Below are 26,590 nucleotides of genomic sequence, written 5' to 3'. Positions count from 1 at the left end.
AACCACCCAAAATAAAAATTTATAAAAGTTAAGACTATTATAGGCTAACAAAATCAATAACTACTTAATGGTACACGTTACATCAAGCCAAGCAAAAAGCAACATTGTGGACACAAAAATTCAACTTGAAATATCAGTGATTGAGTAAAAGTACGGATTGCAACCAATAGCCCTCTATAAGACCCATCTTTTAACGTAAGTTCATTATTCTTAGTTTTTTTTTACATCACATTGAACCGACAAATAAGTATCCCATACTAATAAATACAACCAATAATAGTGCGAGCGGTATGAATAGCTATTTAGCGAAATGGATAGTCGCTGTAACCTTTCTAATTATTTTTGCAGCATGGCTGTTGCACAGTTTTAACTCGCCCCTAACTCTCCATCAACTTGAAGAGCATGAACATCATTCGCTCGCAGATAAATATGATGCGCAACCAACCCCGCTAATTTCTCCTATTGAGGTAACTCAACTTAGCCCTAGAGAGAAACAAATAGCTAAAATCGGCTTTCAACTGTTTATCGACCCTAACCTTTCATCTAATGGCCAAATCAGTTGCGAATCTTGCCATCATATTTTCGACAATGGAGCAGAAAAGACCAAAGTCTCAACGGGCGTAAAAGGAGCAGGCACTAGGAATTCTCCGACAGTGTTTAACATTGCAAACAACACGCGATTTTTTTGGGATGGCAGAGCGTCGAGTCTCGAACACCAAATGGATGGGCCTGTTCACAATCCGCTAGAGATGGATACGAATTGGGATAACATCATCAATTACGTTGAATCCATACCGCATTATCGTGATCAATTTGACATCGTATGGGGTGGGGAAATAAACCTAGCTAATATTAAAGCATCTCTTGTTACCTTCATGGGGTCTCTCACTACACCGGATGCCCCGTTTGATCATTATTTAAAAGGCAACAAAATTGCCATCGAGCCGATAGCGGAAAAAGGCTGGCAAAAATTTCAGTCTTTGGGCTGTATTGTGTGCCATCAAGGTACAAATGTTGGCGGTAACTTATTTCAAAAGTTTGGTAATGTAAAAGAAACAAGTATTCAAAGCCAAGACTTAGGTCGCTACAACATAACAGGCATTGAAATTGACAAAAACGTATTTCGCGTTCCAAGCCTTCGTAACGTGGCCAACACTCCCCCCTACTTTCACGACGGACGAAGCTTAACGCTAGAAGATGCCATCATTACCATGGCGAAGATCCAACTTGGTCAAGAGTTAGATGCTAGCACCGTCATAGAAATAAGCGCATTTTTACACTCACTTTCCGCGCCTGCCCCGCCCTATCTCGAGGAGCTATCTCAAGGAGTCATCCAATGAGTAACCGATTACTGACAAAACGCCGAGCCGAATTTCTGTATATCATGGCTATTTTCCTTTCGGCGGCTTGGCTCATTGTTAGTGCCGTTAGTACTTACGTAAGTGATTCCTATCAAAAAGCATTTCTATCCCTATCCCAAAATATTACTCATAGCCTCGAAGAAATATATTCATTTGAATATAGTCCCACTAAAACCTACGATAGATTTTCCAAAGAATTAGTAGAGTTAGAGCGACTATCTGAACAACTTTATGACAACATTACACAAAACAGCCAAGCCTTTCCCTCTTTTGTCAGCCCAATGCCACAAGAAAGTGTCTCGTATGCGCTGAAGGTGAAAAACAACGTCCTCATTTTTACTCAACGACTAGAACGTCTGCTTAGTGCAAAGGTATCGATGGAGTATTCAAGTAATACCCTTAAAGTGCTCAAAACTAATCTAATCTCCAACACACATTCAACCGAAGACAAGCTCGCTATTTATCAATATCTAGATTTTGCACAATCGAACGCTGATATTCCTAATGAATTGAAACAGAACAACGACCTACTCGCACTTGACGGGTATATCAAACTTCATAATAGAGTAAGAAATAGTATTCGCTTGGAAAAACTAGCACTGGTCGATAGCGAGATTCATGTTCTCATGAATGAAACCAATAATTTTTGGCTTGAGCGCTCACTATCAACCAAAGCCCACATTTCCATTGCATCATTTTTATTACTGCTAACTATCGGCTGCTATTTGTATCGAAAACAGCTGATACATCAGTATAAAGAAAGGAAGTTGATCGCTGACCTGCTCGTCAAAGAAAAAGAGCGTTCTCACCTCGCGATGGTGGTCGAGCACGCAAGCGATGCGATCATTATTACAGATAAACAAGGTAATACATCTTGGGTCAACGCCGCATTCGAAGCCATCTCAGGCTTCAGCCTGAATGAGGTTATCGGCAAAAAACCTGGTGACATGTTACAAGGTGACGAGACCTCGCCTAGCGAAGTAACCCGTATTTCTAAAGAGCTCAAGCTTGGAAATACCGTTAAGTCAGAGCTCATCAATTATAATAAAAGTGGTCAACCGTATTGGATTGATATTGTCATCACACCGATTCTCGACGCAAACAATCAAGTCGAGCAATTTATTGCTGTCGAACGCGACAGCAGCGAACGAAAACAGCTTCAAAAAAGCCTCGAAAATGCTGTTGAACGAGCAGATGCTTCTAATCGCGCTAAATCTACGTTCCTTGCCACTATGAGCCACGAATTACGCACACCGCTCAACGGCATCCTAGGAATGGCCCAAATTCTTGAATCCTCGGTAACGAATGCTCAGCATCGACAGCAACTGCATATCCTCCTAGAGTCAGGCAATCACTTGCTGTCATTACTCAATGACATCCTCGATATTTCGAAGATTGAAGAGGGGAAGCTGGATCTGGAAGTTTTAGACTTTTCTATCGAAGATATTTGCGACCCAATAGTCAGTACCTATAGCTCTTTATGTAAAGAAAAAGGCATCAATTTTCAATTGATTAATCAACTATCTCCCGGAAAATCATATCGAGGTGACAAATCCAGAATTCGTCAAATTATTTTTAACTTACTCAGTAACTCTGTCAAATTCACCGAAACAGGCCGAGTCACCATCACCTTGAGTAAAGATGCATCCGTCCGCAATGACAAATACTCTAATGTTGAAACTCTCGTGATTGCTATTAGCGATACAGGAATAGGCATACCCACCGATCGCTTAGCATCAATATTCGACCCTTTTATTCAAGCAGAATCATCAACAACTCGACAGTTTGGTGGCACTGGGTTGGGCCTAGCAATTGTCAAACAGCTCGCTAATCTAATGGGGGGAGATGTCAATGTCACTAGCAGTATCGGTAAGGGGAGTACCTTTTCTGTTACTCTAAAACTGATACCGATTCAAACGGTTCAAGCCGCTCATGAAAAAACAGTGTCTCTTGATGACCAAGCTATTGCCTGTTCACTAAACATCCTTCTTGTGGAGGATAATAAAGTCAACGCACTGGTAGCTAAAACATTTTGTACAAAACAAGGCCATCAGGTTGACGTCGCCCAGAATGGAAAGATTGCGGTTGAATGTGTCCATAACAATACTTACGACCTTATTATTATGGATAACCATATGCCCGTCATGGATGGTATTGAGGCAACTAAAATCATTCGACAACAGCTCAAGTGTAATACCGTTATTTTTGGATGTACCGCAGATGTCTTTAAAGAAGCCCATGATAATTTTATGGCAGCAGGTGCGAACCACATCCTAACAAAGCCGTTACAAAAAGAGAGCTTTATCGACGCGCTTCAACGTTTTCGTCATCAGTTGATGATTCCATCCAAGAAAAATACTCACCCCAATATCTTGCATTTAATTAGACATGACGTCACTAAGTTAGCAGGGATTAGCAACACCGAAGCCGAGTTAAGGATGACATCGAACTTGCATTCAATCTCTCCCATCGATATCAATCAGATAGCCCAATTTAAAGATGTGGCAGAAAAGTATCTCGATATATTAGTAAAAGTTTACCCCGAGAAAGCCATACCAGAAATATTGACTACCCTCACATCGCTACAAAGTGAAATTAGCGAACTTAATCTTACGTTGGTTGAAAGTAAACTGACTATGCTCATTGCATTTCTTAATAGCGGACAACAACCTAGTATCCAAGATATGCAATCCCTAATTAACTTGGTTGAGGTTAATATTCACCAAGCTATACGAATTCTTGACCAACAAAGCGTTAAAGATAACCAGCCTAGTTTACTGGCTATTGACCCGCAAAAAAAACATTTTGATGGGTAACAACCTCACAGTTACACCATCAACAACTACCCAAGCCGATTAAGCTCACCTATTCTGCAATCATCTAAGACTGCTTTGGTGCACTATTCTTGAGCCTGTATAAACTTAAAGCGATCGTATTTGATTTAGACAACACTCTCATTTCTTCAGATATCGACTTTACGCAGCTACGCCATCATCTCCAATGCCCACAAGATCGTGACCTTCTGATCCATTTAAAACAGTTTGATCTAGAAGAACAAAAACGATTATCCGATATTGTCAGAGAATACGAACTTAAAGACGCGGTAAGCAGCGCCCTTATGCCCGGTGCTGCCGAGTTGATTAGTTGGTTAAAGCAAAAGAGATATTACACAGCGGTGATTACTCGAAACTGTCGTCAGGCCGCGACTGCCAAAATACAAACCCATCAACTGCCCATCGAACACTTGCTAACCAGGGAAGAGTTTGCCCCTAAACCGGCGCCTGACGCGTTACATCATCTAATGAATCAGTGGCAACTCACCCCACAAGAAGTACTTTACGTAGGCGATCATTACTACGACATTGCAACAGCCAAAAACGCGGGTTGTCAAAGCTGTTTCATTGCCAACGAGAACATTGAAGCAAATATCCCCGCTCACGCTAACTTCTGTTTTTCGTCGCTAATAGAATTACTCCGCGCTCTCAAAGTGCGTTAATCTCACTTGGGTTAATCGTGCTTGTATTAATCGCGATTATATTGATACATCGCTCTATCAGCGCGCTCCAATAGCTCATTGTGGTCAATGTCTTCTAACGGTGAGCATGACACGACCCCAACCTTATACCCCAGTTGATAAATACGAGGATGAGCGCTGTTAAACTTCATTATCTCTTCATCAAATCGAGTCATAGGATAGCGGGCATCTATACCGGTTGTGCCCGACATTAGGACCACAAATTCATCTCCGCCGATACGAGCGATGACATCAGAGTCTCGAAAGTTATCAATTAACAATCGAGAAAAAGAGGTCAACGCATCATCACCAATAGAGTGACCTAACGTATCGTTGATTTGCTTGATATCATTCAAGTCAAAATACGCTAAGCTGTATGGCTCCATTAGAAAACGACACTTACTGATCACCTTGTCTGCTAATTCATTAAAACCGCGTCGATTAGAGATCTGCGTTAATTCGTCGATGGTAGAGTTTAGATTGGCAACCAGTTCACCTTCTGCCAACTTTGCTAGGTCAATGAGGTCATGTACTTCTTGATCGGTAAAGTGGCGGGGATCTCGTCCTATGATACACAACGTCCCAACCCTAGCACCCTCAGTCAGTTTGAGGGGCACACCCGCATAAAAGCGTATCTTCGGATCACCTTTTACCAAGGGGTTATCCCAGAATCGACGATCAGCCAATGCGTCCGGAACGATAAATGGTTCATCACCGAGTATCGCGTGACCACAAAATGAAATATCTCGATGAGTTTCGGTAGCATCAATCCCAACCCCTGATTTAAACCACTGTCGCTTTTCATCAATCAAACTGACTAATGCAACATCAACATTAAACATACGTTTAGCGAGGCGGGTCACCCGATCAAATCGCTCTTCTCGCGGCGTATCTAAGATCTTTAGTTGGCGAAGAAGATGTATTCTGTAGTCTTCGTTGACGGGAATAGGTGGTGGTTGCATGGCATCATGATTCTCTTAACCCTAATTCATTTAAAACTAGTCGATATGTGCTCTATTTCCACTTGGATGTCAGCGGAAACAAGCAGCACAACCCGTATATCAGACCGCTATCACAAACTAAATGATGAGTGTATAGGCAAATTTTCACTGACTCACTGAATTGCCCCATTCAACTTAGAAGTCCTCCTACCCTAACTCTTGATCAAAAAAGCGCCCCCCGATGGGAGCGCTCAAATTAATACCAGTTAAACAACGTGGCTACTTATTGGCTAACGCATGAAGCAACCTTTCCGTTGGCACTGTAATCGCAACAATCGTTTCGTCTTTGATCACCGCCACCGCATCGATCATCTTCTGATACTCTCTAATATCTGCTGAAGATAGCGTGTCTTGATTGCGTGCGCGCTCGATCAAAGTCTGTCCTAGCTGTGCAATGCTAACCGTCGACTTGGCTACATCAACCGTATCGATAGAAGCGATGTTATTAGCAAAAATCGTGGCTGAAGTTTCAGCTGCCGCCGCGACCTTTACATAGTGCAGTTCCAATCCATCTAGTGCGGTTTTATCACCCAATTGATAGGCTTGTACTAAATCGTTCATTTCATAGACAGCATAACTTTCTACAGCGAGTGCGTCGGCAAAACGATTTAAACGCTCATGTTGATTATACAAATCACCTGGAGTTTCAGTTTGAATCCACTTCTCCCAGTTACGTGCATAATATTGAGCTGGTTCGGTGTAGTCAGCCAGAGTCAGCAAAGGCTGTGGATTTGCCCCGTTAGCCAGTCTTTCAATTAGCACTCGTGCATTGGCATGATGACGCATTCCTACCGAGATCTCAGACCATGTATCGATCGCACGCATACGCTTATACATACTTGCTTCATCAGTCAACGTTTCGTCCGACCATAAACGTTCTGCAATAACATAGCTACGAGGCCAGATGCGATTCTCAACCGTTAGTGAGTTATAGTTCTCACCCCATACCGTAATTTCACCACCAAGAATTAGGGCCTTTTCATCATCGGTAAGCTCTGCTGGGTATCCACCAGTTGGAGCCGGAATTGACGAGCCTTCTTTAGCAGAAGAAGCCACAATCTTACCGGTAGTCGGCCAACGAACATTACCAATTAACTGGTAGCTTCCTTCAGCCAACTGCTCACCTGACAGATTAAGATTAAATTCGGTATACGACATAAAGTTGTCAAAGTGACCACGGAAGCTTTCCCCTGGTGTGTACTCGATGATGTTAACTTCAGTACGTGATTTACCATTGTAGTCTGTGAATGCACGAACTTTACCGTCTTTTGCTTGTATGATGGTCAGTAGACCTTTACGTGGACCACCTTTGGTACGCGGCTTTTCCCATTGGTAACTAACGAAACGTTCACCTTCATGAAGCTGATCATCCACGGTAATGCCTTGAGGCATTGGATCATTTCGATAATGGTAACTCGTTGGTTGTGGTTGATCTAGGTAGTAACCTGTTGATAGTAGACCTTGGTAACCTTCTTGTGCTGCGCGACCAATACTATCGTGGCCACGCCAACTTTGGATCACGATGGATTTTGGTAGATCTTTGTGCCAAATTTCATCCCAACCAGACATTTTTTTGCCTCGTTGCTCTAGCATCTTTTCAACTTTCGCGTTCAAGTAAGATTGTAAACCACGTTCACCATCCAACTTATTCTCTTTGATAAATGCTTGAATCGACGGATTTTCTTGCCATTGCTTATAATTTGGCTCATCACCACCAATATGGAAGTACTCATCTGGGAATAGCTCAACTACCTCATCAAACACGCTCTCTAACATCACGTACAAGTCAGGGTTAGTCGGATCCATTAGCGGTTCGAATACCCCCCACTCTCTTTGCTGTTCATAGCTTTGTTCACCCATACCAGACATTAAGTTTGGATAAGCGTGAGCGACAGCGGAAGCATGGCCTGGCAACGAAATTTCTGGAATAACACGAATACCACGCTGACGCGCATACTCAACGACATGGCGAATGTCATCTTTGGTGTAGTAATCACCATCGGTGGTGTCTTCCCACAGCTTTGTGTAGTTGTCGAGTTGAATACGTATGCCCTGATCATCCCATAGGTGCCAATGGAACACGTTCATTTTTGCCGATGCCATCGCATCAAGCTGTCGTAAAATAACCTCCATTTCAACAAAGTGACGAGATGTATCATAAGAAACCCCTCGCCAAGGGAAACGCGGTGCATCGTCAATATTTACTTCCGGTACGTGGTAACCTTTTGCATCCGTGACAACAAGCTGAAGCAATGTTTCAATACCTCGAATTGCCCCGTAAGGACGATTAGCCTTTAATGTAATTTGACCATTTTTCGCGACTAGCTGGTAGGACTCATCGGCATCCATATCTTGCACATCATTTTGAGGTGCATCCGCAATATCAATAACAAACGTTGCCGAACTCTCAGAATCAGCGTTCCAATTTAAGGTAGGCAAACCGGTCTGTCTTTCTAGACGTTCAATGAATCGCTTAGCGGTAAAGTCAACTCGCTCAGAACGATAACCTTTAATATAAATACTAAAATCTTTTGTGAGCTCAACTTGACCAGTTCCCAATTCGACCGATTGTGGATAAGGCATCAAATTAAGATCCGTGTTTGGTGCCGCCGCCCATGCCGTTGCTGACATCAATGAGCCAGCGACGAGCAATGATAATACATTCTTTTTCATTCTTACTTCCTTAGAATACAAAGTTTAATCCAATTCTATAGCGCCATTCCGTCTCGCCAGTATTTGGCGCTGGAATATAAATATTTTTATCAGCATCAACAATTTCAGCATACGGTCTCATGAAACTAGAGTATTTATATAAAAACTTAAACGTATGCTCTCTCGCAGTTTGCTTACCATTAGCGAGCTCACCAGGGTGATTCGTTATTTGGTCGAAATAGGTATAGGCATAAGAGAACGTATACTTATCCGTGTTATATCCTGTCCACATATCGTAACGGTTGCGACGGATAGTTTCGTTTTCTCCTGCTGCATTTTTAGCTTCTGCACTTGAAAAGTCATATCGATAACGTCCGTGAATAAAGAATCCACTATCAAAGTTATAATTTAGCTTTAGATACGGCATATAAAAGGTATTTGAACTCATAAAGTTCATGGTTAAACCGGGATTTAAAACAAAGTTATCATTGACAGCATAGGTGTAGTAGTTAGTCACTTCTGTATTCGACAAACGTAAGTTACTGCCAAAGCTATCGCCGTAAGTCCCGTGGTTCACATTGGTCAGCATCTCAATGCCATAGCCGTTATCAAAATGGTGACCTAAAATAACTCGGCTACGATGACGGTCTGACGGATCTCGGTATTCGTGTCTTAGATCAAGATACGTAGTTGCAGAATATGCTGAAGAGGACATTAATATAAGTAACGCAGAAGGTATAATTTTATTCATAATAATTTTCTATCAAAGCAATATCGTGACGTGCCATATAAAACCCATACGGCAATGATCATCACTAAAAAAGGAAATGGCGCCTATAAAACAGCCAAGTGAATTATAATGGATGTTTTACATAACCTAATATTTAGATTGTTTTATTCGAGCTATTCAACACAATTAACGGCATCTTGAACTAAGATCGACAATTCATCCCATTTCTCGTCATCAATTAATTGTGGTGACACCATCCACGTACCACCACAACAGTGCACGCGATCAATGGCGAGATAATCATTAATATTTGATTTACTGATACCACCAGTTGGCATAAAGGCGACCTCTCCATAAGGCGCTAACAACGATTTAATCATTGGTAAGCCACCTGAAGCCTCGGCTGGGAAAAACTTCAAAAAGCTCAATCCCAACTCTAATGCTTGCTCTACCTGACTCGGGTTATTAACCCCAGGGACGATGGCAATACCTTTTTCTTGGCAGTACTTAACGGTTGTCGGGTTCAGGCCTGGAGCAACAATGAACTCAGCTCCGGAATCTATCGCGATATCGACTTGCTCAGTCGTCAGCACCGTACCCGCACCAATGCATAGCTCAGGATAGGCTGCTCTCATTGCTCGGATTGCGTCAGCAGCGGCTTCCGTTCTAAATGTGACTTCTGCAACTGGTAAGCCATTTTCAACCAATACTTTTGCCAACGGGATAGCTTGTTCAACATGGTTAATTTGAATAACGGGTATTACTTTAAATTGTTTTAGTTTATCTATTAACGACATTACACTTCTCTTATATTAAATGGTCCATAGCACCCAACGGAATAACGGCACCAGGGTGTTGAATAACCGTAGACGCCAATTTGTGCCCTAATAACGCGGCATCATCGCCACTTTCACCTGTCAATCGAGCCGCTAAATATCCAGCGGCAAACGAATCCCCAGCTGCGCACGTGTCGACTACGTTTGCAACGAGGGTCGCAGCAACATAGCTTGCCGTTGGGACGTCTGACTGCAAATCTGCAACAACCTTGCACGGCTCATGCCCACGCTTAATCACAAGCTCTGATACACCTAAACGTTGACAACGACTCTCTACCAACTCCTCGTTACCCCAAATCATCACGTCGTCATCTTCTGTCATTAACGCGATATCAACATGTGGCAATATGGCTTGGTACCAGTGTTTGGCTTCTGCAGTGCTCCAGAGTTGTGGACGAAAGTTATTATCAAAAATCACTTTCCCGCCACGAGATTTGAAAGACGTGATTGCGGAAAGTAATCGCTCTCTCGCGGAGTCATCAAGAATCGCAATACTGATTCCACTGACATAGAAAGCATCAAATTGATTAGTCGCCAATGCGATCTCTAATTTTGTCGCTACCAAAGAAAAATAGTGTCTAGCAGCGCTGTTTTCTCTCCAGTACAAAAACGTTCGTTCACCTGACGCATCAGTTTCGACTAAATATAAGCCAGGTTGTTTACCAACTATGGTTTCTACCAAATTCGTTTCAATCTGTTCATCTTGCCAATGTGACTTCATGTCAGATGAAAGCTGATCATCACCCAGACCAGTAGCATAAGAAACTTGAATGCCTCTTCGCTGGCCGAGTCGAGCCAAATATAGAGCCGTATTCAACGTGTCACCACCGAATGTTTTTCTCAGCGGTTCACCACTAAGCTCAACCATGCACTCGCCAAAAAACGCTATTTTCATGTTTATACCTTGGGAGAAATAGCTTAGGAACATTACCTAAGATAAATAGGTGAAAAATATGGAGCGTTTTGCAACGCTCCATTCCGCTTAATTACTCTGTCACAGGAGATGACTTAATTGTGGAACCAGAGGTATCACTCAGTTCCATCTGTGCTCTTTCCGCATCGAGAATTGCTTGCGCTTGCTCAGGAGTAACCGTATTAGCAGGAGTCAGTAAACTCACAACCACACCGGCTAGCGTCGCAACTAACACAGAAGGAATGACCGGGTTGCCCCAATACGTTGTCAATGCTGGGCTTAGCATTACCGTGAATGATGCACATGACGCACCTATCAAAGTCGCGATGGCACCTTGCCAGTTATAACGCTTCCAGAAACGTCCTAGCATGCCGCATACAAACATCCCAGACATTACGGTTGAAATCATTTTCGTGATGTAGCCAATGATATCGTTTGAAGTTAACGCAAATAACAGTGCGAAACCAATCACCACAATCAACGCCAGACGAGAATAGTTCAGCATGGATTCTTTGTTAGGCATACGTCCAGTAAACATCACGTACACATCACGAAGAAGAATCGATACACCAGCAATAGCATCAGAGCTAGCACTCGACATCGTAGCCGAAAGACCTGCAATCAATACAATCATCCCTACGCCTACTGGCAATACCGTCGCAGCTACATAAGGGAATGAAAAGTTGGGGTTTTCTAGCGATGGGTCAATCGCATGAGCAGCCATACCAATAATGGCAGGAATGATGGAGAAGAATAGATACAACACACCAGACATCACAAATGAACGACGAATGGTAGAAACATCTTTACCTGAGTATATGCGCTGACGGAACGACGGCGTAGCCAATACACCAACACCAATCACAACCGCAAGTGAGACAGCAGGCACTACACCTAACTTTTCAATCGCTAGGAAGCTTGTCGCGGCAGGGTCCATCGCAGCATAAAGGTTATCAAGACCACCAATGTACTGCACTGACATCACTGCCATCAAAATAAAGCCAACAAACAAAATAATCGCTTGAATGGTATCGGTCCAAACCACAGCCGTGTAACCACCAATTACAACGTAAATCGTAAAGGCTGCGGCAATAATCACTTTGGCAACGTTTAAATCAATATCTGCAATCCATGCGAGATACATCCCGCCACCAAGAATATGGGCACCTAACCAACCAATAGAGGCGATAAAAATCAGCACACCAACAACATTTTTCACCACGCGATTAGCGCCAACGTAATACGCCAGTTCTTCACTCATGGTCATGAAATTGAGTTTACGTACAGGAGCAAACCATAGAGCTAACAACAAAATACCTAACGCACCACCAATGCCATACAAGGCACCAGCCCAACCGTTAGCATAACCAAAGCCGACCGCGCCCATACTTGAGCCGGTTCCTACCATGGTGGCAACCGTGGTACCTAAAACAAGAAACAAAGGTAAGCCGCGGCCACCTAAAAGGAAGTCTTCCCCAGACTTTTGATTACGTGATACAAACCACCCTAACCAAATAAGAAAACACACATATATTCCGAAACCAGTTAAAAAGAGTGTACTGTTCATTGAACATCTCCAAATATAATTGTGGCGTGCATTAACCACTTATTGTTTTACGTTATTATCTAAAAGTAACATTTATTGGTTGAATAATTTTAATTCAAAGTGAATTTTTATTGTTATGTGAAGGGCATCATCATGCCCTTCTAATGTTACTTAATATACATCCCATTAATTATATTAATAGGAGTAACGCCTAAGCACGATCTGAGCGATAGCAAGTCACATCAACTTCTACTTTTACATCAACGACTAAGTCACAAACCATGCAGATACGTGCCGGTGGGTTAGCACCAAAAAACTCGCGGAATACTTTATTGAACGATTGGAAGTAACGAGAATCCGTCAGCACTACTTTTACATGCATCACGTCTTCAAGGCCGTAGCCTGCTTCTTCCATAATGTCGACACAGTTTTGGATAGCAAGACGAGACTGATCGATAATGCCCCCTTCGACCACTTCACCATCGGTCATTGGTGTTTGACCAGAAACATAAAGAAAACCGCCCGCTTCTGTTGCTCTCGCAAACGGAAGATGCTGACCACCAGTACCCACACCACCTTCAACACCGTAACGTTTAATAGTCATTTTAACTCCAAAATTTATAATTAATTACTTACCTAAATATTGATTAGATCAATATTACTCTTTATGTCGATAAATAAATCGACCAAACCTATTCTTTGCAACTTCTTTATTGCTATAGCTAATATTACCGTTAACTAGAACACAATCTATTCCATCAGCAACTGATATCGGATTTTCAAATGTTGCCGTGTCTTTAATTCTATTTTTATCAAATATTACTAGATCAGCAAATGCCCCTTTTTCAATTATTCCACGCTGCTTCAAATTATATCGCTGTGCAGACAGTCCAGTCATTTTATGTACCGCTTCTTCAAGTGAGAATAGTTTTCTATCTCGGCAATAATGACTCAATACTTTTGGGAACGTCCCCCATAATCGAGGATGCGGATGCGGGTCATTCGGCAAACCATCAGAACCCACCATCGTCAATCGGTACTTAAGAACACGCTCAACGTCCGCTTCATCCATACAATGGTAAACCGCCCCTGCTGGTTGCAATGCATTTGCCGCCTCAAGCAATGGTAAATCCATTTGTTTTGCGATGTCTTTTAGCATTTGCCCCGCAAACTTAGGGAAAGACTCCGACCATGTAATGAAAATATCAATTTCATCCGTAACTTGTTTAAGATCGAGTGTCGAAGAGCTAGCCGAATACGGGTAACAGTCACAAGAAACATCCTGATTTTTGACGGTTTCCTCCATCAACTCCAAAACCTCAACCGTTCTCCCCCAATTTCCCGCGCCAGCACACTTCAAGTGAGAAATAACAACAGGCACCTTGGCATGTTTACCTGTTTCAAAAGCTTCTTCCATCGCCTCTAAAATCGCCTCAAACTCTGTTCTCATGTGTGTGGTATAGATGCCACCATGATCGGCGAGTACTTCAGCTAAGCTCATGACTTCTTCAGCCGTCGCTTGTTTGGCACTGGCATAAGCTAAACCAGAACTCAGACCAAGCGCTCCTTGCTCTAACGCTTGCGAAAGCGTTGCTTTCATAGACAATAGCTCGCTTTCACTTGCCTCACGAAGCAATTCATCCATGACGTTATTTCGTAACGTAGTGTGACCGACAAGTGCAGCAACGTTTACTGCTGGCTGTGCCGTCATCACAGCATCGGCATAATGCCCAAACGTTGGATACTTAAAATCCTTTTGTTGACCCAACAAGTTCATCGGATCAGGTGGATCACTGGCTAACACTGCCGGAGACGCACTAATGCCACAATTTCCCACAATCACGGTCGTCACACCCTGACTAATTTTGGGCAGACATTCTGGGTAGCGAATAACATTCGTGTCATCATGGGTATGAACATCAATAAAACCAGGGCTAAGTACTTTTCCCTGACCATCAATAACATGCTTAGCTAGCCCTGCATCCATTGGTGCAATCTCAGCAATTCGATCACCAAGAATTGCCACATCCGAAAAATACGCTTTAGAGCTCATTCCATCGACAATTTCTACGTTTTTTATAATGATGTCGAACAACATAGTCATCTCTCTTATTCCCATTCATTTCACGAAGCCTATGTTAGAAACTATCCTTAAACATTTCAGTGACCAAACACACAATTATCACCATGAAGTTTGATAGTTTCTAACACAACATCTAATATACCCTTAATCAAACCACTAAAAACAACAGCTTACATTAAGTTATCTAACATTTCTTGTCCGGGGAAAAATATTATGAATGATAGAAACAATCACAAACTAATGGATTTCTCATCCATTAGAGGCATGAAAGGATTACCTATTACCTCTCACCAAGAGCACCGTTACTACGTGACTAACGAGGACATTAGCTTGCCGGTTGCCGTCATCAATAAGCGAGCTCTAGAACACAACATGGACTGGATGCAACAATTTGCGCTTCACCATAACGTAAAGCTATGTCCGCATGGGAAAACCACCATGACACCCGCGTTTTTTCAGCAACAAAAGGAGAAAGGCGCTTGGGGGATTACCGTTGCCACCGCGCCACAAGCAGAAATAGCCGCTCACAGCGGTATTACCAATATTATTATGGCGAACCAGCTTGTCGGCAAAACCAATATGGCGATCATTTCTCGCCTAATCGAAGAGACGGAAAGCCAAGTCATATGCTGCGTTGACTCCCAAACCAACGTTGAGCAACTCAATACCTTCTTTGCGGCAAAAGAACAAACGATTAACGTACTCATTGAGCTAGGCGTGGAAGGCGGTCGATGTGGGGTAAGAAACCACGATGATGTCATTACGTTAGCGCAATACATCGATGCAAAATCCAACGTCAAACTCGTTGGTATTGAAGTTTATGAAGGCGTTATTCATGGCGGAGATGAAGAGCAACGAGTTCGTGACCTATTAACATCCACCATCCAGTTAGGTCGCCAGTTACTCAGCGATAAGCTTCTTCCCTCACTACCCATTCTCACTGGAGCTGGGTCGGCATGGTATGACGTCGTTGCAGAAACGCTGGCAAACCTCGATGACTTTGAAGCCATCATTCGCCCTGGCTGTTATGTTATCCATGACACGGGTATTTATCTGGAAGCACAAGAAAAAGTCATGGCACGAGCGCAAAAAAATAGTGGTTTTGCCTGTGATTTAGGAGGTGACCTTACCTCTTCCCTTGAAGTCTGGGCTTACGTTATTTCAAGGCCTGAACCCAATAAAGCCGTGATTGGATTGGGCAAACGGGATGTCGCCTTTGACGCTGGACTGCCAACCGCTGAACGCCGCTATCGTGACGGGAAAGCACTACCGGTAAATGGTATCACCACGACTAATGTCATGGATCAACATACATTTTTGGAGATTCCAACTGACTCCGATATCCAAGTTGGTGATATGATAGCGTTTTCAACTTCGCATCCATGCCTAACGTTTGACAAGTGGCGCTATATTGCCATCAGCGATGATGAACACGTTGTAGAACAATGGGTTGAAACGGCTTTCTAAGGAAAAAACTGTGAATGTAGACGTCGATATTATTTCGCAAATAACTGAGCGCTATAGTGCGCTTCGTGATGCAGAAAAAAAAGTAGCCGATTTAGTGATGGATGATGTCAGTAGTGCAGCTAACGCCAGCATCACCGAGTTAGCTCAACAGGCTAATGTCAGTGAAGCGACCATTACGCGCTTCGCAAAAGCGGTTGGATGCATTAATGTTCGTGATCTCAAGATTAAGCTTGCCCAGTCTCTCGCCGTTGGCCAGCGGTTCATTATTGAGCCGCCCGATCATACTAGCCACCAAGGTATTTATGAGTCGATTAAACAAGCTCTCGACATCAACCGAGCGCTCATCAACGAGCAAGATATAACCCAAGCCGTTGCCATGCTTCACTCTGCAAGACAAGTCATAGCAATCGGTGTGGGTGGCGGATCCACTATTACCTCGCAAGAGCTACAACACCGCCTGTTTCGCTTAGGCTACCCGGTTGTTGCCTACAACGATGGTTTGCTGACTCGTATGGTTGCCGCGACCGCCGATCCAAACGATGTGATGGTGTTGATTTCGGCTACGGGGCATACACCACAGGTCATTGAATCTGCGGTTATTGCAAAAGAATATGGTGTTAAATTGATCGCGATTACACCATCCGATTCTCCATTGGCAAATACCTGCGACATAGTGCTACCCATCATTCACCAAGAAACGGATTTTATTTATAAGCCATCCGCTTCTCGCTATGCCATGTTAGCGCTGGTCGACGTGCTTTCTATGGAGTTGGCGGTGAATCACAAACGTCGCTCCCGAGATCGCCTGCGACGGCTTAAACTGGCTCTTGATTCGCATCGAACAGGCAGTGATCGCCAACCTTTAGGTGACTAGCCGTGCTTATAGGCTTTATGCCAACCATGAGTATTAGGTAAATCCCGCAAATAATTCTAAAGCTGCATTCGTGCAGCTTTTTTGATCTTCTCACGACTCATGCGACCAATATCCGATTAACCAAAATACCCACTTTCACAGTATTAATACAAACCGTATTCAATTGTTCATGTTTGATTCAGAATCAAAACGGTATGCTAACCCCCTACTCGCTTTTTATCAGAGGTTACTATGAAAAACTTACTTATTACCATTAGCGCGTTGATCATTGGTTTCTTTGCGATGATATTCAGTTTGCTAATGGCAATCCCACTGGCCATCGCCGCATTTATTACTGGCAACCGTATTAAAAAGCAGATGGAACAACAATTAAACAACCAACAATTCCGCCAAGACGCCGCCTCTGGAGCGACTATCGAAGGTGAATATGAAAACGTCTCAACCAAATAGCCAGCCGCAGCGGTTAAAAGCACGGCATCGCCGAAAAATTGTTGCCTTTGTGTTTTATCTAGCAGTATTTATCAGTGCCGGAGTCATGGGATGCGACAACCGCACTCTGTCAGATTGGGATAATCAAAATACGCAGAAACTAACCACTCCTCAAGCCCAATATTCAAATGAAATGACGCGACATCATCGCGTCATTTCACCCTCACCATCATTAGTGACGCTCCCTTTTTCTAGTATGCCGACAGGTAATTCTGACGATATTGCGTAGGGGTGATACCGCGGTACTTTTTAAACATACGACTAAAACTTGTCAGATTACGATAACCGAGACGAGAGGCGATCTGTTCAAAGGGCATCCCTAGAACAATCATATTTGCCGCTTCTCCTGAGAGAACAAACCCCACAATCGAAGTAAAATTCAACCCTGAAGATTGCAACCTTCGCTGCAATTGCTGCTCAGATAAAGACAAAAGACTAGACACCCGCTTTAAGGTCGGCAGTCCAGAATGACGGGCGTAATTCACCACTTCATACAGAACCTTCATATGATCTTGTGGATCAGGCATGTTTAGGTAATTATCAAGGTCGGCAAAACTCATCGATAGTTTATCAGCCGCTATGGATGGTACTTTACTCCCTTCAAGGCGGAGTTTGTTAGGTAACCAAACTTCAACTTGATTATGCCCCCACTCAATGGGACAGCCAAAATACTCCTGATATTTTTGAGTGTTGACTCGTGACCCCGGTATGCAAATGCGGTCAGGCGTAAATTGACTGCCCAGATAACGCATCAGTACATTGCACATAAAATTAGCCACTCGAATGCCATCATGCACTTTACCCCGAGCTGAAATCGAATCATTTAAGTAGGTCCACTTAACTAATGGCCCAACTGCTTCTCCCCTAAAGAAAGCGCCCGACTGAATACAGGTCACTCCAAAATTAATTCTGCGAATGGCAGACGCTAAATCATGGCCAGAAAAAAACCAACGACTGATAGAACCCAACTGCTCTAAGTTTCCCCTACGCACCAAATTAAGGACTGCGTCAGGATCACCCGTCACCGCCTCGATATTTTCGTAGTAGTGATTAAGAACAGAGACTGGTATTAAAGTCATTGAAGAATCAAATACGGAACTAGGGATGCCAAACACCGCGGTTTTAACACCATATGTAGCGTACAACCCTTCCATCAACCCTTTAATCGCTATTGCACGCACAAAATGAACATTTTCGAACATCCCCTTCACCACTAGCATCAATTCAATCAAGTATTGATGATTTTTGATGAAATCAATCATTTTGTAAATCAATATTTCGTAGTCGCATAGACTCTGCACTCTTCGTAAGAACAAGAGAGCAAACAATGAGTTTATTAAGTGTCCCGTTTGTGGGGACAGGAGCCGATACCGCACTACACATTGTGTCCGCCGTGATGCTAGTCGCCACTATTAGCGCCGCTATTTATGGCTTCTGGCGTATTCATGAGCTGCCTATCAATAAGGCTCATCGCCATGATCATCATCAATTAGGCTTAATTACCACGCTCACTTGGATTGGTTTTGTCTGGCACTGGGTGTGGGTCATCGCCGTTATCATCGCGTTTGTGGATATGGAAAAAGCCATCATTCGATTGAGAGACATTTGGTTAGGTAAACACGACAACGTGGAGGATACAGCATGCTAGAAGGGTTAGCGGTATGGGCTTTATTTATCTACTTACTACGCCTAGTTGGTATGCCGTGGAACAAGCTTTCCAAAGGTTTTGCTTATATTGGCGGAATCAGTTGGTTACTTTTCGTTTGGGTCGGACTCATCAATTACACCCCTATGGATTTATCCGGTGGTTCTTTAGTACAAGCGCCTCATATCCAACTGCGTCCAGACTCGTCCAATGTCTCCGGAAAAGTCATAAAATTGCATATTAAGCCCAACCAACAATTAGAAAAGGGGCAACTCATCTACGAAATTGATCCCAAGCCATATCAAATTGCTTTTGATCAATCACTGATTCAGCGTGATATTGCAAAAGGCGCCTATGACAGTGCTATTCAGGATGTTGACATCGCTGAATCCAATTATGACTCGATGCTAAAAAGTGTACAAACATCAAAGAGTCAGCTTCGTTCGGCATCGGTTGACTATCAATTGCAGACAAAGATGCTCAAGCGCTATCAAGAACAAAATTCAGCGGTGAGTAATACCATCACTGAAAGCGATATCGACAAGCAAATCAGTCTTGTTGAAATGGCAAGACACAAAGTCAATACCATTAGTTCACAACTCGATAAAAAGAAAATCGACGCTCAAAAAGCCTTTTTGGCTATCAATAAATCACAGCTAGCGGTTGAAAGCAGGAACAATGACTTGAAAGCCGCAGATGAATCCATTGAACGAGCGAAATGGGATCTCGACAGCACTCAAGTCACCGCGCCTAGTGATGGCTTTGTCACCAACTTTATTTTACGTGAAGGTCAGCTTTTATCTCGGGTGCCGAGAATACAAATGTACACCAACGAAAAGTACGTTCTAATGCGAGTCAATCATCAAGCGATCCGCAATATCAAGCCTGGTCAACCCGCTGAATTTTCCACCTCGGTATACCCAGGACATGTCTTCGCCGCAGAAGTAGAAGGGATCATTGAAGCAACAGGTGAATCACAAGGAACATTACTCGGTTTAGATCAATCTGTGCGAGCGACCACAGGCAAAAACCTAAACAATAAACATCACTTTGTACGGTTAAAAGTGTATGAAACCGCTGGCTATGATATCCCTGTTGGTGCTGTCGGGCTTGCTTGGATAAGTGGAGAAAAACCCATCGCGTTCCTTGGTTTTCTGGATGTGATACGGGGCATCATTTTAAGAATGAAGTCTCAGCTTTACTACTTCTACTCAATTTAATGTGTCTAGATATCCCTACATAAAAAGAACCGGGTAAAATAACTCAGGTTAACTTTCCAATGTGTTAGCCACTCTCATAGAGTGGCTTTTTACTCAATAAGTCTTAACAATTAACGCCTAGTAAAGCTGCGGACTTCAATCGCTCGAGTTCGCTGTAATAGCGATAAGCGGCTAACACATCACGTTCTGTCAATAAGTAGCAATCTTTACTGCAATTAACAGACAGGAGGAGCAGTTTCATACTAATATCATTAGGTTATGAATATTAAAAAGGCAACCACCATGAAAAAAATAGCGGTCATACTTAGCGGCTGTGGCGTTTACGATGGCGCAGAAATACACGAATCGGTATTAGCGCTGCATGCAATCGAAAAAACAGGGGCAACATGGCATTGTTTCGCCCCGGATATTGAACAGTTACACGTCGTTAACCACCTTACCGGTGATACCACAACGGAAACTCGAAATGTCCTCGTAGAAGCAGCACGTATTGCCCGTGGCAACATTAGCAATGTCAATAAACTGCACGCCAGTGATTATGACGCGTTGCTCGTTCCTGGTGGATTTGGCGCGGCAAAAAACCTGACCGACTTCGCAATCAATGGCGCAGAATGTTCCATCAATGCGGATGTCGCACAAGCCTGTCGCTCCTTTGCTCAAGCAGGAAAACCAGCGGGTTACCTTTGTATCGCTCCGGTCATTATTCCCATGGTTTATCCTCAAGGGGTCAACGGCACAATAGGGACAGACCATGGTACTGCGCAAGGGTTTCTAGGATTGGGTGGAGAACATGTTAATTGTAACGTAGATGATGTCGTCTATGACAAGCAACACAATGTCCTTTCCACTCCTGCTTACATGGAAGCCCAGACATTATCGCAAGCCGCAAGCGGCATCGAGAAGCTCGTTGTGCAACTGGTAAAACTGGCATGATCAAGTGAAATTGCGACACATTGATGATGCATTGACACTTGTTACTTTTCGTCACAGTAACCTATCGTTCGACGTGACTGCATGGGTTAAAGCGAAAAGTAACGATTTGTCACCAATCACTCTTTTTCGTTTCAATTTTATGCCTCACTCCCCTACAATGTGCCACATCCTAATCTCAGGTTACTGACCTGTTGTATTAACGTTACTTAGTAAATTGGTTAATCAAAATGTTTAAACTATTTAAAACGCGCTTAAGTGCTTATTATGAGTTCCTTATTCTCAACGCGTTGCTGGCCACGCTGATTGGCGTTCGCTACTTCTTATACTTTCCAGAGTTGCCATTTGATGGCATCCAAACCACATTTGCTGCAACAAGTCTCTTTAGCCACATGAGCCTATTGGCGTTGGTGTTTTGGTTACTTGGATTGGTTCTTTGCGTTCTCCCACTCAAGATTAAAAGACCCATTCTTGCCCTTGTCGCCACTGTGGGCCTGACGTTTTTATTCGTCGACACCATGGTGTTTGGTTTCTACCGGTTTCACCTAAACTACCCAGTGCTATCACTGGTGATGTCTGGTCAAATTGTAGAGTTCCCACTATCTGCATGGGCAATGCTTGTTGCCGGACTTGGCGGTGTATTTGCACTGCAATGGTGGGCGCTAGGTCGAATGGAAAGCCAATCTTTTGGTTTCACTAAATCACTGCGTAAAATCTTTTTCCCACTGTTTTTAGTCACGACATTGACCAGCCATGGCATTCACATCTGGGCATCAGCTAAAACCTACCAGCCGGTAACATTTGTAAACCAATATCTACCTGTGTTTTACCCAACGATCGCCAACTCTTTCCTAATCAAACATGGATGGCTTGACCGAGAAGAGCTTGAAAAAAGTCAGGCAAAAACACCAAAAATCCAAGGCGGTTTGAATTATCCTATCCATCCATTGGTGGGAGACGCTCCAGCTCAACCGAAAAACATCATGTTGATCCTGATTGACTCATGGCGACCAGATACCGTGACACCGCAATACATGCCAACAGTGTATGAGATGTCTCAAGAAGGTCTATCCTTTGATAAACACTACGCATCGGGCAACGCAACCCGCATGGGCACATTTGGTCTGTTCTACGGACTGCCGGGTCCATACTGGCACCCAATGCTAGCCAACCAGCGTCCAACCGTATTGATGGATAGATTGCAACAACTCGACTATCAAATTGGTGTGTTTACCTCTGCGCACATTGAGTCGCCTGAGTTCAATCGTACCATTTTTGCCAAGATCCCTAACTTACGTCTTCGTGGTCAAGCAAAAGGTGATGCGTCGGACAGAGACATTGAACTCGTGGAAGATTGGAAAACGTGGTATGACAACCGTACCGACAAACCCACCTTTTCATTCATGTTCTTTGATGCGCCACATGGCTTCGTATTCCCTAAAGATTACCAGCCAAGATTTGAGCCAATGTCTGGACCTAATAACCCGTTTGTTCGCAGTAATAACTCGGATCCAGAGCCAGTGTTAAATCGTTATCGCACCAGCACACACTTTGTTGACAGTAAAATTAAAGAAGTGGTTGAGAAGCTTAAAGCGGAAGGCACGTACGACGATACATTAATCATTGTCACGGGTGACCATGGGGAAGAGTTTAACGACAACGGACAAAACTTCTGGGGTCACAACGGCAACTTTACCGAGGCGCAAATCAAAGTACCATTTATCATGCTAGGGGCGGGTATAGACAAAGCCAGCAACCAATGGCCAGCAGGTATGATGACTACCCACTTTGATCTTGTCCCAACGCTGATGAAAAACTACTTAGGCGTCACCAACAATCTCAAAGACTACACCATTGGTGAAGACCTCTTAGGAGAAGCGGTTGATCGACCGTTTACCATCGTTGCTGACTATGGTGACTACTCTATAGTGTCACAAGATAAAATCTTCTCGTTGAAAGGTAACGGACTATACGAAGTCAGAGACGGCAGCAACCGACTGCTACCAGAACAAGAGATTGATCGTGAACGTATGCAATACGCGTTAGAAGTGCTAACTCGATACACAAAATAGCCGGGTCACCCCTTTAATTAGTGCAATTAAAAACGGAAGAAGCGGTCGCTTCTTCCGTTTTTTTCATTCAGTCGCCTCGTGCCTTGGTATAGAAAACTTCTGCACTACACCTCGCAACTCGCACCTCTCCTTGAGTGTCCTTTTGACGAGTATCAAAGGCGGACACTAACTGAATCGTCGGCTCAATAGATATGGTCTTATCGCGCTGAGATTTATTAATCACGACTAAACCTTTACTGCCACGAGTGAAGGCAAGAATATCTTCATTGGCTTCTATCACCTCAAAGCTCTCACCATGCATACGATGATAAAACTCAATCAACCGCGATAGTTTAGGATCTTTCCAGCTGTTGACCCACCTTGGCTGCCCTTGTTGATTGGTGATCCCACTAGGATCCAAATCCGCATAAATGAGCGGAACCCCACCATCTCGACCTAAGATATATACATAAGCAAGCCATTCATTTTGCTCTGTTAATACCAAATTTTTGAATACATCATTGTTGGGAATGTCATGGGTAGTTGCAAACGTTATTGAACGAGCGTTGGTGAGGGCTTGACCAAAACAATAAGGGTCAATAAGCGAGGCCATACTCCCTTCATTTTCTAACACGTCAAACAAGGTATTAAACAATGGAAAGTCATACGCCGAAAGACGAGTTTCTTCCAAATATGGCTGCAAAAACAGCTCATATTCTTCTTTAGTTGCACCACCATCAGTAATGATTTCCCCGAAGACGTGCATTCCATCCGTGATATCGTCGGTGAATACCGCCTGAATATGTTCTAGGCTGAGGTGCTTTGCCGCATCAATACGGTAGCCTCGAACCCCAAGATCCTTCATCGCACGTAAATATGCTTGCTGCTGTTCAATCACCCGCAGAGCCGTTCTTAAGGTTGGCAAGCCAGGATCCTTGGGACCTCCCGTCAGCCGTCCATTTTGAACCTCCCATCGATCTTTCCAATTTTTAATACCAAATGCCTCAACAAAGTCATTTTCATCAAAAAGTGGCTCACTAAGATCCCCAAATAGCTTTTGTTGTTCAAAGTACTGACGATGAGAACGATACTGTTCTAGGTCTGAAGAACTCGGATACTGAAGGTCTAATCTAATACTGGATTCATTGGCCATATGATTAAAGACCACATCGATATATACCCATAAATCAAGTGTATTGAGGGTTAACATCATTGCTTTGAAATCTTCGGTATTACCCAGTTTATTATCAATCACTCGATAGTCTTGCGGTTGATAAAGCTGCCACCATTGAACAGACGTAGATTGTCTAAATGATTTCATCGGAGGTGAAACCAGTATCGTCTTATAGCCTGCAGCTTTAATCTCTTGTGCTCTTTCTGTTACCAATGCATATGGCCAATCAAAGGCATGCAGAATGACATTACTCTGGCTCAGTGCCGAATGTGACATGTTGACTCCTGTCAATAATGCGTGTGTGACTCTATCAGCCATTATATCGAAACTAACCATGCCCAAATCCTCCTCTACTCGCTTTCTTTTGTATGAGAAGCTAGGCGTAGCTATCACTTGGTATTGAAAACGACACTCGTGCTATAACCATTGATAGCTTCTATCACCGCTACTGCCGAAGAATTAGGCATAAAAAAACGCGCCGTTAAAGGCGCGTTAATCTCTCTCTACCAGTCTATCTGACTTCACAGAGTTAAAACTTCTTAGGTGCGAATCCTGTCATCACATCTAGACGTAGCTCTTTACCAATTTTCGTCATTGGGTGAACAACCACTAAGCCTTTCACGCTCTTTTTCAATTTGCCTAGGTCCGCTTGTTCTGCTTTAGTGATTTCACGGTAGAACGGCATGTCTAGCAAGCTCTTACGCTCTTTATTCATGTCATAACTTGCTTTATGTTGAAGCTGAGCCAGCTTCTTTGTCAGCTTATCAATTTCATCCGTAAACTTTGAGATCATCTCATTGTCTTTACGAGATTGAGCACTGTTTAGCTTATGACGACAAGCATCAAGACGGTTTTTAAGTGTTTGGATTTCTTTTTTCATGCTCATTGTAATCTGAACCTAGTAAACGAATGAATAAAATGGAGACGGAGTGTACCACAGACTCTGCATGCATGCTGTTAACTTTAAGTACTGTATAAAACGTTAGGTATAAAGTTCATTCAAGTACAATACTAACACCCTATGTCCCCGAGGTTCTTGCAAAGCGTACATAAAACACAAGATTCACGCGCGGCACTCCGTAAGGTGAAATAATGTCACTAAGGTGACGGTATGAAAGTGAACCAAGGCTAGCATCCAATAGTGTCGGTTCATCCATTTCTATTTTGGATATCGTTTATTATTCATCAAAATATCGCCAAATGGCTTTTGCTACTGGTCCTTGTGGTTTGCTTTTTAGTTTTGCCACATAAATCGGCAAGTTCAATTCATCATAAATATCTAATACTAGTAGCTGTCCGCTTTGGATTTCTTCATGAACGAGATGCAGTGGCATTCTCCCCCAACCTAACCCCGACTCGATTAACGCTTTTTTGGTCGCCAAATCGGTCACGTACCATTTAATAGTTTCATCTAAGACCCCTGTGTCTGGAGACTGTTGATCAGACGATTTCATAATCACTTGTGGATATTGTAGCAAATCGTTTTCAAACAAAGGCTTTGAAAGTGAAGGGACCAACGTTTTGGATATGACCAATGGAATAGTAATGGTATCAATTCGAAGATAATCTACCGAACTGTGGCGACTTAAACTGCCGTAAATCGCGATATCAACATTCTTATCAACTAAGCGTCGTTCCCCAGATGCGACTTCAATATCTAAATGTATCGTTGTCTTTGGAAACTTTTTCTTAAGATCAAGCAATAACCCTGTAATTTTATCTATTGGAAACAATGAACTAACACCTAACCGTAGCTCTGTTTCAATGTCCCCTTTCATCTCTATAACAAAGGTTTCAAAGTCACTTGCATGCTGGAGTAATCGTCTTATTTGCACAATAAGTACCTTACCCTCAGCAGTGAGTTCCGGGCGGTACGTATCTCGAGTAAATATTTGTACTCCGTAATGAGATTCCATCTGCTTTACAGCATAAGAAATAGCAGAGCGCACTTTATATAACTTTTCACTCGCCTTCTGAAAGCTACCTTCGTCACAGATCGTCTCAATTACTTGGAGTTGTTCTAAATTTGTCATGGTCAAATAATATGACCATATACGTCAAAAAGCTATGCTTTTTATTGACCATTGATAGTTCTAAAGTGTGT

Annotated in this window: 23 protein-coding genes; 11 read left to right on the top strand and 12 right to left on the bottom strand. The window is 43.1% G+C overall.

Annotation, left to right across the window (positions count from 1 at the left end):
* The first annotated feature begins 290 nt into the window (after positions 1–290).
* From L4D74_RS15790 to L4D74_RS15780, 3 genes are all read left to right on the top strand, one after another.
* Positions 291–1,340, top strand: a complete 1,050-nt coding sequence (locus tag L4D74_RS15790; RefSeq protein WP_428753166.1) for a cytochrome-c peroxidase — start codon at positions 291–293, stop codon at positions 1,338–1,340.
* Positions 1,337–4,177: a PAS domain-containing hybrid sensor histidine kinase/response regulator gene (locus L4D74_RS15785; RefSeq protein WP_428753164.1), complete on the top strand. Its 2,841-nt coding sequence runs from the start codon at positions 1,337–1,339 to the stop codon at positions 4,175–4,177. The genes L4D74_RS15790 and L4D74_RS15785 overlap by 4 nt, the downstream gene beginning before the upstream one ends.
* Positions 4,178–4,266: 89 nt before the next feature.
* Positions 4,267–4,857, top strand: coding sequence for an HAD family hydrolase (locus L4D74_RS15780; RefSeq protein ID WP_428753162.1), 591 nt, complete (start codon positions 4,267–4,269; stop codon positions 4,855–4,857).
* Between the two features lie 26 nt (positions 4,858–4,883).
* Here L4D74_RS15780 and L4D74_RS15775 read toward each other — a convergent pair whose 3' ends face one another.
* From L4D74_RS15775 to L4D74_RS15740, 8 genes are all read right to left on the bottom strand, one after another.
* On the bottom strand, positions 4,884–5,837 hold the full coding sequence (locus tag L4D74_RS15775; RefSeq protein WP_428753160.1) for a GGDEF domain-containing protein: 954 nt from the start codon (positions 5,835–5,837) through the stop codon (positions 4,884–4,886).
* A 258-nt stretch (positions 5,838–6,095) separates the two neighbouring features.
* On the bottom strand, positions 6,096–8,549 hold the full coding sequence (locus L4D74_RS15770) for a family 20 glycosylhydrolase (RefSeq protein ID WP_428753158.1): 2,454 nt from the start codon (positions 8,547–8,549) through the stop codon (positions 6,096–6,098).
* Between the two features lie 10 nt (positions 8,550–8,559).
* Positions 8,560–9,279, bottom strand: coding sequence for an oligogalacturonate-specific porin KdgM family protein (locus tag L4D74_RS15765; protein WP_428753157.1), 720 nt, complete (start codon positions 9,277–9,279; stop codon positions 8,560–8,562).
* Between the two features lie 152 nt (positions 9,280–9,431).
* Positions 9,432–10,055 carry a bifunctional 4-hydroxy-2-oxoglutarate aldolase/2-dehydro-3-deoxy-phosphogluconate aldolase gene (locus L4D74_RS15760; protein ID WP_428753156.1) on the bottom strand — a complete coding sequence of 208 codons (624 nt, stop codon included), beginning with the start codon at positions 10,053–10,055 and terminating at the stop codon, positions 9,432–9,434.
* Positions 10,056–10,065: 10 nt separating this feature from the next.
* Positions 10,066–10,989 carry a sugar kinase gene (locus L4D74_RS15755; protein ID WP_428753154.1) on the bottom strand — a complete coding sequence of 308 codons (924 nt, stop codon included), beginning with the start codon at positions 10,987–10,989 and terminating at the stop codon, positions 10,066–10,068.
* A 91-nt stretch (positions 10,990–11,080) separates the two neighbouring features.
* Positions 11,081–12,574 (bottom strand): sodium:solute symporter family protein, encoded by a 1,494-nt coding sequence (locus L4D74_RS15750; RefSeq protein WP_428753152.1) that lies wholly within the window; start codon positions 12,572–12,574, stop codon positions 11,081–11,083.
* Positions 12,575–12,764: 190 nt separating this feature from the next.
* Positions 12,765–13,157, bottom strand: coding sequence for a RidA family protein (locus tag L4D74_RS15745; RefSeq protein WP_265674154.1), 393 nt, complete (start codon positions 13,155–13,157; stop codon positions 12,765–12,767).
* Positions 13,158–13,211: 54 nt separating this feature from the next.
* The gene (locus L4D74_RS15740; protein ID WP_428753228.1) at positions 13,212–14,651 is read right to left on the bottom strand and encodes an N-acyl-D-amino-acid deacylase family protein; all 1,440 of its coding nucleotides are present in this window, start codon (positions 14,649–14,651) and stop codon (positions 13,212–13,214) included.
* 198 nt (positions 14,652–14,849) lie between these two features.
* On the opposite strand from L4D74_RS15740, the gene L4D74_RS15735 reads away from it, so the two are divergent.
* The 4 genes from L4D74_RS15735 to L4D74_RS15720 all read left to right on the top strand — a co-directional run bounded on the left by L4D74_RS15735 (position 14,850) and on the right by L4D74_RS15720 (position 17,695).
* Positions 14,850–16,103 carry an amino acid deaminase gene (locus L4D74_RS15735; RefSeq protein WP_428753151.1) on the top strand — a complete coding sequence of 418 codons (1,254 nt, stop codon included), beginning with the start codon at positions 14,850–14,852 and terminating at the stop codon, positions 16,101–16,103.
* 10 nt (positions 16,104–16,113) lie between these two features.
* Positions 16,114–16,977 carry a MurR/RpiR family transcriptional regulator gene (locus tag L4D74_RS15730; protein ID WP_428753150.1) on the top strand — a complete coding sequence of 288 codons (864 nt, stop codon included), beginning with the start codon at positions 16,114–16,116 and terminating at the stop codon, positions 16,975–16,977.
* Between the two features lie 231 nt (positions 16,978–17,208).
* Positions 17,209–17,427, top strand: a complete 219-nt coding sequence (locus L4D74_RS15725) for a hypothetical protein (protein WP_428753148.1) — start codon at positions 17,209–17,211, stop codon at positions 17,425–17,427.
* On the top strand, positions 17,405–17,695 hold the full coding sequence (locus L4D74_RS15720; RefSeq protein ID WP_428753147.1) for a hypothetical protein: 291 nt from the start codon (positions 17,405–17,407) through the stop codon (positions 17,693–17,695). Before L4D74_RS15725 ends, L4D74_RS15720 begins: the two co-directional genes overlap by 23 nt.
* Here L4D74_RS15720 and L4D74_RS15715 read toward each other — a convergent pair.
* On the bottom strand, positions 17,658–18,668 hold the full coding sequence (locus L4D74_RS15715; protein WP_428753227.1) for an AraC family transcriptional regulator: 1,011 nt from the start codon (positions 18,666–18,668) through the stop codon (positions 17,658–17,660). The two genes, L4D74_RS15720 and L4D74_RS15715, sit on opposite strands and share 38 nt — an antisense overlap.
* A gap of 125 nt (positions 18,669–18,793) precedes the next feature.
* Between L4D74_RS15715 and L4D74_RS15710 the strand changes: the two genes are divergently transcribed.
* The 4 genes from L4D74_RS15710 to L4D74_RS15695 all read left to right on the top strand — a co-directional run bounded on the left by L4D74_RS15710 (position 18,794) and on the right by L4D74_RS15695 (position 23,333).
* A complete protein-coding gene (locus tag L4D74_RS15710; RefSeq protein WP_428753146.1) occupies positions 18,794–19,114 on the top strand; it encodes an MFS transporter in 321 nt (106 codons plus the stop codon).
* The gene (locus L4D74_RS15705; protein ID WP_428753144.1) at positions 19,108–20,331 is read left to right on the top strand and encodes an HlyD family secretion protein; all 1,224 of its coding nucleotides are present in this window, start codon (positions 19,108–19,110) and stop codon (positions 20,329–20,331) included. Before L4D74_RS15710 ends, L4D74_RS15705 begins: the two co-directional genes overlap by 7 nt.
* Positions 20,332–20,613: 282 nt before the next feature.
* A complete protein-coding gene (gene elbB / locus L4D74_RS15700) occupies positions 20,614–21,264 on the top strand; it encodes an isoprenoid biosynthesis glyoxalase ElbB (protein WP_428753142.1) in 651 nt (216 codons plus the stop codon).
* Positions 21,265–21,491: 227 nt separating this feature from the next.
* A complete protein-coding gene (locus tag L4D74_RS15695; RefSeq protein ID WP_428753141.1) occupies positions 21,492–23,333 on the top strand; it encodes a DUF3413 domain-containing protein in 1,842 nt (613 codons plus the stop codon).
* 67 nt (positions 23,334–23,400) lie between these two features.
* Here L4D74_RS15695 and L4D74_RS15690 read toward each other — a convergent pair whose 3' ends face one another.
* The 3 genes from L4D74_RS15690 to L4D74_RS15680 form a co-directional block, all read right to left on the bottom strand.
* Positions 23,401–24,762 carry an alpha-amylase family protein gene (locus L4D74_RS15690; protein WP_428753140.1) on the bottom strand — a complete coding sequence of 454 codons (1,362 nt, stop codon included), beginning with the start codon at positions 24,760–24,762 and terminating at the stop codon, positions 23,401–23,403.
* 253 nt (positions 24,763–25,015) lie between these two features.
* Entirely contained in the window at positions 25,016–25,372 is a 357-nt protein-coding gene (locus L4D74_RS15685) for a YibL family ribosome-associated protein (RefSeq protein WP_428753139.1), read from the bottom strand.
* Positions 25,373–25,664: 292 nt separating this feature from the next.
* Positions 25,665–26,519 carry a LysR family transcriptional regulator gene (locus tag L4D74_RS15680; RefSeq protein ID WP_428753138.1) on the bottom strand — a complete coding sequence of 285 codons (855 nt, stop codon included), beginning with the start codon at positions 26,517–26,519 and terminating at the stop codon, positions 25,665–25,667.
* Positions 26,520–26,590 lie beyond the last annotated feature (71 nt).

Source organism: Vibrio cionasavignyae (assembly GCF_050337155.1).
Taxonomy (GTDB): domain Bacteria; phylum Pseudomonadota; class Gammaproteobacteria; order Enterobacterales; family Vibrionaceae; genus Vibrio; species Vibrio nomapromontoriensis.
This window is presented reverse-complemented; position numbering and strand designations above follow the sequence as displayed.